Here is a 9089-nt window from a genome sequence, read left to right as displayed (position 1 = left end):
CAGCAGACAAAAGCTCTGGCTCCAGAACATTTCCTTCCATAGCTTTTGCCGGACTTCCGGATACTCCTTTTTAATCAGGCGGCTGCTTGCGCTTTTATATGCATTGATGAACTTGCTCAGTTCTGATTTGGGATGAGCACGGAACATGATGTGAACATGGTCCTGATCATGATTCCATTCTTCCAGAGTAATGTGATAGTTCGGAGCAATATGCTCAAATATTTCTCTCGCCCGATTTGAAATCGGATCATTCAAAACCTTTTTTCGGTATTTTACAACCAGAATCAAATGGTAATATAATAAAAATACCGAGTGCGCATTGCTATCCAATTTTCTCATAATAATCAGCCTTTCCTATTATCTCGACTGATTATATTTTACCATATATTTTTCTATATGTCCATGGTTTATCGAACATAAGTTCTTTTTTTGTCGGCACATCTATGTGCAATATAGAATCATGCCAGTTATTGCAATATCAGAAATCAAAAGCAGGCAATTCATCCCGCCACCTAAAGAGGATAGGGGAATTCTTGCAGTGTTTAGTTAAATTCCGGCGCAGCGGAAACATCCAGTCCTTCTTCCGCAAAGAAATCCCGGAATCTGCCCTCCAAAACTTCCTGCCTAGTGACTTCCTTCCGTTCCAGCCGCTCCCAGTAAATTTTATTGATCTGAGAGTAACATTTCAGCATTTCATCCGTGCACACTCCAAATCCAAACTCCTGAAACAATGCCCGGATTGCCGCTTTTTCTGCTGCCTCAAAATTTAGCAATGTGCCATCCACATCCCACAAAATAGTTGTTATCATAATCTGTCTGTTTATCCTTCCACTTCATATCCGGCACCGGAAAGAATTTCCAGAGCCTTCTGATAATTTTCTTTTTTCAGAAATATGTAGTCCGTATTATAAGTAGAAACCGCGAAAATGGAAATTTTTTACAGCTCCTTACCCAATTCTTCCAGCTCAGCCATCACCGCTTCATTCTTCGCCAGCTCATCCTTGGCATTGGCGCTGTATCGCTTCTGGAACAGCATATCCCAGCCCAGATATTCTGCCATACAGTCGAACTGTTTCTCAATCAGTTCATACTGAACATTATCCACCGGAGCACCACCGGTTACGATCAGACCAACTTTCTTGCCCTTAATCTGCATACCACGGCAGTAACATTTATCAATCACCAGCTTTAACTGACCGGTAATACCCCACCAGTAAACCGGAGTTGCAAACAGTATTATATCTGCGGCCGCAATCGCATCAATAATTGGATTCGTATCATCTTTGTCGACACAGCCTTTATGGCACTGGCATGCACCACAGCCCTTACACGGGGCAATGTGCAGTTTGTGCGGCTCAATTACTTCGATTTCATGCTTCCCCTCTGCGCCTTTTCTAAACGCCTGGATGGCTGCACTGGTATTGCCTTTTCTGGCACTTCCGTTTAAAATTACGATTTTCATGTTGTGATTCCTCCATACATTTTCAACTCTTTGTTTCTAAAAATCAGCCAAGACGTTTTTCCCGTCTCACGCCATAGTATGGGCCGTCCTGACAGTGACCAGCTGCTACATAGCCCATGGACTCATAATACTCGTTTAATACCGGATTATCCACCGCACAATCCAGCCGGAGATATTCTTTTCCTTCAGAAACTGCCATTGTTTCCACTTCCCGAAGCAGCTGCTTTCCTGCTCCGGCTGCAGAAACAGATGTCACCAGATTGTGGATATAATAAGCCTTTTCACCCTTCTTTTCCTTCCATCTCTCTTTCCTCATACAATGCAAATACCTGAATAACATCCTGTTCTGTTGCCTGGCCGATCCGATATGGATTCCTGTCCCAGCACCGCTTCTTATCCTCTTCCGTAATCGCCCGGATCACCTTGCACGGATTTCCCACAGCCACGGAGTTATCCGGAATATCTTTTACCACCACGCTTCCGCCTCCGATCACTACATTGTTTCCAATGGTGACACCCGGCATGACATGAACACCGCCCCCAATCCAGACATTGTCTCCAACGGTAATCGGGTAAGCGTACTCCAGACCCTGATTGCGGCGCTCTGCATCGATTGGATGGCCTGCCGTGTAGAAGCCGCAGTTCGGCGCGATAAACACATTGTCACCAAAGGTTACCTTCGCCGGATCCAGAATCACCAGATTGTGGTTTGCGAAGAAGTTCTCGCCAATCTCGATATTGTATCCGTAATCACACCAGAACGGCTGCATGACGGCGAAATTCTCTTTTGTTTTTCCGAGCAGCTTCCGCATGACCGATTTCTGCCCCTGCTCATCTGACGGGCGAAGCTGGTTGTACTCGTAGCATAAATCTTTCGCCTGATTTCTCTCCTGCAAAAGTTCTTTATCATAGTTCGCATCGTACATCATCTGCTTTAACATCTTTTCTTTTTCTGTCATAATTCCTGCTCCTTCATCACAAATAACCATTTGCATCATACTGAAAAACATTTTATAATGACCCCGATGAGAAGTCAATTACAACTACCAAACCAGAAAGGAACTCATACCATGGAACATCATTTATCTTTTTCCTGTGACTATATGGAGGGTGCACATCCGCGGATTCTCCAGCGTCTGATAGAAACCAACCTTGTGCAGACTCCCGGCTATGGACTGGACAGCTACTGCGCATCTGCCAAAGAAAAAATCCGCTCTGTCTGCCAGGCACCAGACGCTGACATCTTCTTTTTAACCGGCGGAACCCAGACCAATGCCACGGTGATCGATGCCATATTAAAAAGCTATCAGGGCGTCATTGCGGCAGAAACCGGACACATCAGCGTGCATGAAGCTGGAGCCATTGAGCTTGGCGGCCACAAGGTTCTGACGCTGCCACACCAGAACGGAAAAATCAGCGCCAGCCAGATCCGGACACTGCTGGAGACCTATGAAAATGATGCCAATCACGACCATATGGTTATGCCAGGCATGGTCTATCTCTCTCACCCGACCGAATACGGAACGCTGTATTCCAAAAAAGAGCTGACCGAAATCAGCTCCTTGTGCCGGGAATATCAGATCCCGCTCTATGTGGATGGCGCGCGCCTCGCCTATGCCCTGGCCTGCCCGCAGAATGACCTGACCCTGGCAGACCTTGCCGCGCTCTGCGATGTCTTTTATATCGGCGGCACCAAATGCGGCGCACTGTTTGGGGAAGCCATCGTGGTTCCAAAACCGGATTTCATCCCGCACTTTTTCACCATCATCAAGCAGCACGGCGCTTTATTTGCAAAGGGACGTCTTCTGGGCATCCAATTTGACACCCTGTTCACGGATCATCTGTATGAGACCATTGGGAACTCCGCCATCCAGGCTGCAGACCAAATTCGGCAGGCACTCATCCAGAATGGTTACCAGCTTCGCTTCGGCTCTCCTACCAACCAGATTTTCTGCGTGATGGAAAATGCCGTCATGGAACAGCTGGCAGGGCAGGTGGAATTTGGTTTCTGGGAAGCATACGATGATTTCCACACCATCATCCGATTTGCCACAAGCTGGGCCACCATCCCGGAACAGGTGGAAATGCTGTGCCGTCTGCTGGCTGCTCAGCATGCCTGAATACTTAGAAGTACTGATACCGTTTCCGGCACCGTAATGATAGCTGATTACCGGTGCCACACCGGATACGGCCACCGCGCAGATCAGCAGGGAAAAAAATTCCTGAGCTTTTTCCCGCCTGCCCTCGCCCATGGTCCGAAAGCTGAATACTCTGTTTCATCTCACACTCCTGCAACTCGATTCATTTCCCGTATTTTTCTGACCAGCATTTCGTAATCCAGTGGCTTGCTGAAATGTTCCGTAATTCCCGCTTCCCTGCTTTTCCGGATATCTTCCTGGAAAGCATTGGCCGTCATGGCAAAAATGGGGATGGCCTGAGCATCCGGGCGTTTCCGTGCACGGATCTCGCGGGTAGCCTGAAGGCCATCCATCACCGGCATCATGATGTCCATCAGAATCACATCATAAAAACCTTCTGGCGATTCTGCAAAGCATTCCAGCGCTTCCTTTCCATTGACAGCGCATGTAACTTCTGCGCCTTTTTCTTCCAGAATAGCCAGGGCAATCTCCCTGTTCAGTTCATTGTCCTCTGCCAGAAGAATCTTCATGCCAGACAGATCTGTGACAGCCGGAGGGTCTTCTGCTATCCTGCTGTCCGCATTCTCCTGTGTCCGGAAAAAGGGAAACGAAATTTTTATTGCGGTTCCTTCTCCCGGCGCGCTGTCTATCTCGATGGTTCCCTTCATCAGATCTGCCAGCTTCTTCACAATAGAAAGACCCAGGCCCGCACCGGATGTATTGCTGATCATGGAACTCTGTTCCTGCTCAAAAGCTTCAAAAATATGCGTCTGAAATTCTTTGCTAATGCCGATTCCCGTATCCCGCACCAGGAATTCGTAGATTCCACGGTTGTTCCCCTCCGGGCGTTCTGATACGGAAAGCACGATTCGTCCGCCCTTCGGCGTAAACTTTACCGCATTGTTGATGATATTCACCAGAATTCTCTGCAGCTTTCCCTCATCACAAAGGACAGATGGATGCAATACATTCCGATGGATCTCAAAATCCAATTCTCCCTGCATCATAGCCGGACGAAATAACTCCCGGAATCCTTCTGTCAGTTCATTTAAGTCTGCCGGAGCTTCTTTCAGCTGAAGCTTGTCATTTTCAATCTTAGAAAGATCCAGGACATCATTGATCAGATTCAGCAGTACGTGACCGGAGCTTTTTATTTTCATCACGGAGTCCCACACTCTCGCTTCATCATCCGGATGACGGGCAATGGTATCCGCAAATCCCAGAATTGCGTTAATGGGTGTCCGGATATCGTGGGACATGTTTGCCAGAAAAACAGATTTCACTGCTCCGGCCTCCGCCGCTTTTCTGGATGCTTCCTTCTCCAGTTCCAATGCCTGATTCAGGCTTGCGTTATGCTGTTCCTCCAGAAGCGTCTTCTGCCGGTCTGCCATAAAAAGATAGGCAGACAGCGTGCCCAGCACCAGACAGAACGGCTGGAGCGGGTAGGTCATCTGAAGGGGAATCAGATAGGTATTCACCAGAATTGCCATGAGCGGAAGGGTGGAAAGAATCAGCGACTGCAAGAGATAATGATCTTTCCGGTACATTTTCCTATATAAAATATAAATGCCGTTTCCAAATGCTTCCAGATAATAAAACAGATTAATCGCGGTAAACAGCTGAAATCCGCGGCCACGCATATACTCTCCTGACTCACTGATTTCCCATACATAACCGTTTTTCAGGGAAATGAACACCATGGCAAGCAGAAGGATCAGCGGAAGCTTTTCCAGAACCCGGAATAAGCGTCCATGCGGGGCTTCCATATAACTTCGCACAAACAGCTGCCACACAAATGGCGTAATCACGTAAACGATGAAAAACAGAAACACGATTAGGCGGAGTACCAGAATTTGCTGCTGTCTCAGAAGAAGGCTGGCAGCGAACATGGCGTCCAGCAGCACATACAACGCTGCCACCACATCCAGAATCTGGTACATCCGTTTGATTTTTTCCTGATTCATGTCATTGCAGATCTTGATAAACAGAATCAGAAGCACAATCAGCATAAACGCTGTACCGGTCAGATAGTTTGCGACCATAGATTATCCTCTTTTCAGTAAACTTTACAATTTTTCTTCCCATGAATGCATCTCTGGCATCAGAGAGATTTCAGAATCTCTGCGGCGCGGCGGATTTCTTCCTCATCTGTGCGGTAAATGGTAAACTCGCTTAAGCCTTCAAGTCCCATATGTACCCGCTCATTCCGGTAACACATGCCGCTGGGAAGCATCTTTTTCCCAGACATATGAAACGCGTGCGCTCCGGTTTTTGCTGCAAGTTCCGCAAGATTTGATGATGTTACCCCCGCACCGGCCATGATGGTCAGACTGCCGGAATGTTTCACAAGCTCTGCTAAAAGCACGCTTCCCGCAAGGCAATCAGCCTCCTGGCCCGAAGTCAGAATGGTGTTCACGCCCAGTTCTTCCGCTTTTTGCAGCGCTGCAATGGGATCCACACATACATCAAAGGCACGATGCAGGGTGATTCCACACTTTCCCGCGGCTTCGATCATCCCGCGCATCTGCTCCTCCTGAAGCGTGCCATCCGCATTCAGGCTTCCGATCACAACCCCGTCTGCGCCTGCCTGCGCAAAATGACGGATATCCTGAAGCATCTGCTGATATTCATACTCCGTGTAAAGAAAATCCCCGAATCTTGGACGAATCAGCGTCCGGACAGGAAGTCCAGTCTCCCGTTTTATCTGCTCAAACAAAGCATATCCGGGTGTCGTTCCGCCAATGACCAGATTGGCGCACAGCTCCAGGCGCGTTGCCCCGCCCGCCTTTGCGGCCAGCGCCGATTCCACACTGTCCACGCAGACCTCTAACACATATTTTTCCATAGTTTTCCCCATTCTTCCTCGTCCGATGAACGAAGCTGATACTGCGCATAAGAAACTAACGCTTATACTGAGTATAGTACAACAGCTGACAGAACGCCAGCAGATTATTCTCTTGCCTACTCCCACCACCTGAAGGTAGTGGGAGTAGCCTATGGCAAACGAAAGGATTTAATTTATGAAACGAAGAGGAACAGGCCTGTCTTGCAGTCTCCTCGAAATCAATCTCTTCGGTTATATTCGCTTCTACATAATCAATCGCACGCTGAATTCCCTGTATCCAGTTCATCTGTCCACTCCCTCTCTGTGACTACAGTGTAGCAAAACGCTGTCGGTGTTTCCTGATTCTGTGGGCTTTGTGATGTTAGAAATTCTGTTTCTGGCACTCCATTACCATCCCCTCACACAATTCATATCCCAGCTGGGAACTGTTCAGACACAGCGTATAATTCGATGCCATCCCCCATTTCTGGTCTGTATAAAAATTATAATTGCTCCTGCGGCGCTTGTCGATGTCTTCCATCATCTTTTTCGCCTCTGCTTCGCTGACATGATACAGCCTGCAGATCCGCTCTGTTTTTTCCGGCAGGTCTCCATGGATAAAAACATTTAACACATCCTTCCGGTCTTTGAGAATAAAGTCCGCATTTCTTCCAATGATCACGCAGGATTCTTTTTCCGCGATTTCCAGAATCACCTTTCGCTGTGCCTCATACACCATATCCTCCATGGATTTTCCAGTGCGGTCACGGCCTGCAAACGCATAGGCAAACAGGCCTTTTTTGGGGGACAATTCAGACTTTTCCTGAATGTATTCCGGGGAAAAGCCGGATTTTTCCGCAATCTGGCCAATGATATCCTTGTCATAGTAAGCAATTCCAAGTTTCTTTGCCACCTCTTCCCCGATAAATCGTCCGCCGCTTCCAAACTCTCTGCTGATCGTAATAATTTTCTTTGCCATAGCCGGTTCCTCCTTAACTTAAACGATCCACTCTGTTCGCTCTGATTCTCTTTAAAAATCCATATCCCACCAGGCAGGCCACAACCTCTGTAATCGGAAACGCCCACCAGATCAGGGACACTCCCATCTGTCCATTTCTGACAAAGACAGAAAAAATTCCGGCTAACGGCAGTATGATTACCAGCTGCCGGAGCAGGGAAAGCACAAGGGACTCCAGGCCGCCATCCAGCGCCTGGTAGATTCCCTGATAGGCCACATTGATTCCTGCAAAAATAAAGCTGATGGAGATTACGCGCATAGCACTGATAAAATACGTTCTCGACTGTCCGGCATTGAACAGCGCTGCAAATGCTCCCGGAAATAATTCTGTGATCAAAATACCAAAAATCATCAGGCCAATGGTGTACAGAAGGCCATATTTAATTCCATCCCGGATTCTCTTTTTGCTTCCCATTCCGTATGCAAACGCGATGATCGGCGTGATCGCGTCTCGCAGGCCAAATGCAAGGAACAGGACAAACTGCTGTACTTTGTAGAACAGTCCGTATGCGGTCTGGGCAGACGGGCTGAATTTCAGGATCAGGTTCATCACATAAACCATGATAGACATCAGGGCCTGGGCGATGATGGCCGGAAGACCGATGCTGTAGATTTCCCTTATGATTCCGGCATCCGGCTTCATAAACTTCATTTCGTGCTCAAATTCCTCATTTAACTTCATGTGGAACACAAACAACAATACAGCCGATGCCACCTGCCCGATGACCGTTGCGTAGGCAGCACCCTCCACGCCCATTTCCGGAACCAGACCAATTCCATAGATCATGATGGGATCCAGAATGATATTTACCACCGCACCCACAACCTGTCCAATTGTAGAATAAAGAGATCGGCCGGTTGCCTGCAGCAATTTTTCAAATAAGGAAAAGAAAATAATTCCAAAGGAAATCATGCAGCATATTCTTAAATAGCTGGTTCCCATGGAAATAACTTCCGGATCCATGGTCTGCGATGCGATATAAGCCTTTACTCCGAATATGCCAAATAACAGGCATACCACATAGATAAGCACTCCGAGAAACAAACTGTTTCCTGCCACCTTCGCCGCTTTCTTTGCGTTCCCCTGTCCCAGCGTTCTCGCAAGAAGCGCGTTGGTTCCCACACCGGTTCCGATCCCGACTGCCACCATCAGCATCTGAACCGGGAAAACCAGGGTAAGGGCGTTTAATGCTGACTCACTTCCCACCTTCATGTTGCCGACGAAGGCACTGTCCACGATGTTGTAGACTGCCTGCAGGGCCATGGATAAGATCATGGGGATTCCCATCTGCACCATGAGCCGATTCACCGGCATGTCTTTCATTTTGCTGCTCTCTGCCATTACTACTGACTCCTCCTCTTTCCTGCCACAAGAATGCGCCCGGCACATTCCTGCTCCACAGGGACTGTGCCCCAGGAAATAAAAAAGTGTGTGCTTTTCCCGCAAGCTGGACTTACGCTGATAAGCTACACACTTTTTATGGCATTCTATATTCTTTTTTAAATAAAAAACGAGCAGCAAAACTGGATTTACGCTAGTCTGCTACTCGTTCGGGGATTATTATATTTTAATTGAACTAAGTCGCTGCGCGACGGCCTGCCAAGGTTGTTGCGCAGCTTTTTCTTTCTCAAATAAAAAAGCAGTGA

General features: G+C 47.8%; 10 protein-coding genes and 1 pseudogene. 1 reads left to right on the top strand and 10 read right to left on the bottom strand.

The window, feature by feature from the left end; genetic code table 11:
• The 6 genes and pseudogenes from tnpA to WMO41_RS15415 all read right to left on the bottom strand — a co-directional run.
• Positions 1-339 (bottom strand): IS200/IS605 family transposase (gene tnpA / locus WMO41_RS15440; RefSeq protein ID WP_349230524.1); only part of this gene is annotated, 339 nt, incomplete at its 3' end.
• Positions 340-542: 203 nt separating this feature from the next.
• Positions 543-809: an HAD family hydrolase gene (locus tag WMO41_RS15435; RefSeq protein WP_349230523.1), complete on the bottom strand. Its 267-nt coding sequence runs from the start codon at positions 807-809 to the stop codon at positions 543-545.
• Positions 810-820: 11 nt separating this feature from the next.
• Positions 821-937: pseudogene (locus tag WMO41_RS15430) on the bottom strand (ACT domain-containing protein); the annotation flags it as partial.
• Positions 938-1462, bottom strand: coding sequence for a flavodoxin family protein (locus WMO41_RS15425; protein ID WP_349230522.1), 525 nt, complete (start codon positions 1460-1462; stop codon positions 938-940).
• A 43-nt stretch (positions 1463-1505) separates the two neighbouring features.
• Positions 1506-1778, bottom strand: a complete 273-nt coding sequence (locus WMO41_RS15420; protein WP_349230521.1) for a GNAT family N-acetyltransferase — start codon at positions 1776-1778, stop codon at positions 1506-1508.
• Positions 1744-2421: a sugar O-acetyltransferase gene (locus WMO41_RS15415; RefSeq protein ID WP_349230520.1), complete on the bottom strand. Its 678-nt coding sequence runs from the start codon at positions 2419-2421 to the stop codon at positions 1744-1746. Before WMO41_RS15415 ends, WMO41_RS15420 begins: the two co-directional genes overlap by 35 nt.
• Positions 2422-2532: 111 nt before the next feature.
• Here WMO41_RS15415 and WMO41_RS15410 point away from each other — a divergent pair, with 111 nt between their 5' ends.
• Positions 2533-3582 carry a threonine aldolase family protein gene (locus WMO41_RS15410; protein WP_349230519.1) on the top strand — a complete coding sequence of 350 codons (1050 nt, stop codon included), beginning with the start codon at positions 2533-2535 and terminating at the stop codon, positions 3580-3582.
• Positions 3583-3743: 161 nt separating this feature from the next.
• On the opposite strand, the gene WMO41_RS15405 is transcribed toward WMO41_RS15410, so the two are convergent.
• From WMO41_RS15405 to WMO41_RS15390, 4 genes are all read right to left on the bottom strand, one after another.
• Entirely contained in the window at positions 3744-5642 is a 1899-nt protein-coding gene (locus WMO41_RS15405) for an ATP-binding response regulator (protein WP_349230518.1), read from the bottom strand.
• Positions 5643-5701: 59 nt separating this feature from the next.
• Positions 5702-6445 carry a copper homeostasis protein CutC gene (locus WMO41_RS15400; protein WP_349230517.1) on the bottom strand — a complete coding sequence of 248 codons (744 nt, stop codon included), beginning with the start codon at positions 6443-6445 and terminating at the stop codon, positions 5702-5704.
• 361 nt (positions 6446-6806) lie between these two features.
• Positions 6807-7403 carry a cytidylate kinase-like family protein gene (locus tag WMO41_RS15395; protein ID WP_349230516.1) on the bottom strand — a complete coding sequence of 199 codons (597 nt, stop codon included), beginning with the start codon at positions 7401-7403 and terminating at the stop codon, positions 6807-6809.
• 13 nt (positions 7404-7416) lie between these two features.
• Positions 7417-8784, bottom strand: coding sequence for an MATE family efflux transporter (locus tag WMO41_RS15390; RefSeq protein WP_349230515.1), 1368 nt, complete (start codon positions 8782-8784; stop codon positions 7417-7419).
• Positions 8785-9089: the final 305 nt, after the last annotated feature.

Source organism: Ventrimonas faecis, assembly GCF_040096075.1.
GTDB classification, from domain to species: Bacteria; Bacillota; Clostridia; order Lachnospirales; family Lachnospiraceae; genus Brotaphodocola; species Brotaphodocola faecis.
This window is presented reverse-complemented; position numbering and strand designations above follow the sequence as displayed.

Coding starts and splice junctions, on each gene's coding strand:
- WMO41_RS15410 (WP_349230519.1), top strand. CDS start 2,533: ATGGAACATCATTTATCTTTTTCCTGTGACTATATGGAGGGTGCACAT.
- WMO41_RS15390 (WP_349230515.1), bottom strand. CDS start 8,784: ATGGCAGAGAGCAGCAAAATGAAAGACATGCCGGTGAATCGGCTCATG.
- WMO41_RS15435 (WP_349230523.1), bottom strand. CDS start 809: ATGATAACAACTATTTTGTGGGATGTGGATGGCACATTGCTAAATTTT.
- WMO41_RS15400 (WP_349230517.1), bottom strand. CDS start 6,445: ATGGAAAAATATGTGTTAGAGGTCTGCGTGGACAGTGTGGAATCGGCG.
- WMO41_RS15395 (WP_349230516.1), bottom strand. CDS start 7,403: ATGGCAAAGAAAATTATTACGATCAGCAGAGAGTTTGGAAGCGGCGGA.
- WMO41_RS15420 (WP_349230521.1), bottom strand. CDS start 1,778: ATGAGGAAAGAGAGATGGAAGGAAAAGAAGGGTGAAAAGGCTTATTAT.
- WMO41_RS15425 (WP_349230522.1), bottom strand. CDS start 1,462: ATGAAAATCGTAATTTTAAACGGAAGTGCCAGAAAAGGCAATACCAGT.
- WMO41_RS15415 (WP_349230520.1), bottom strand. CDS start 2,421: ATGACAGAAAAAGAAAAGATGTTAAAGCAGATGATGTACGATGCGAAC.
- WMO41_RS15405 (WP_349230518.1), bottom strand. CDS start 5,642: ATGGTCGCAAACTATCTGACCGGTACAGCGTTTATGCTGATTGTGCTT.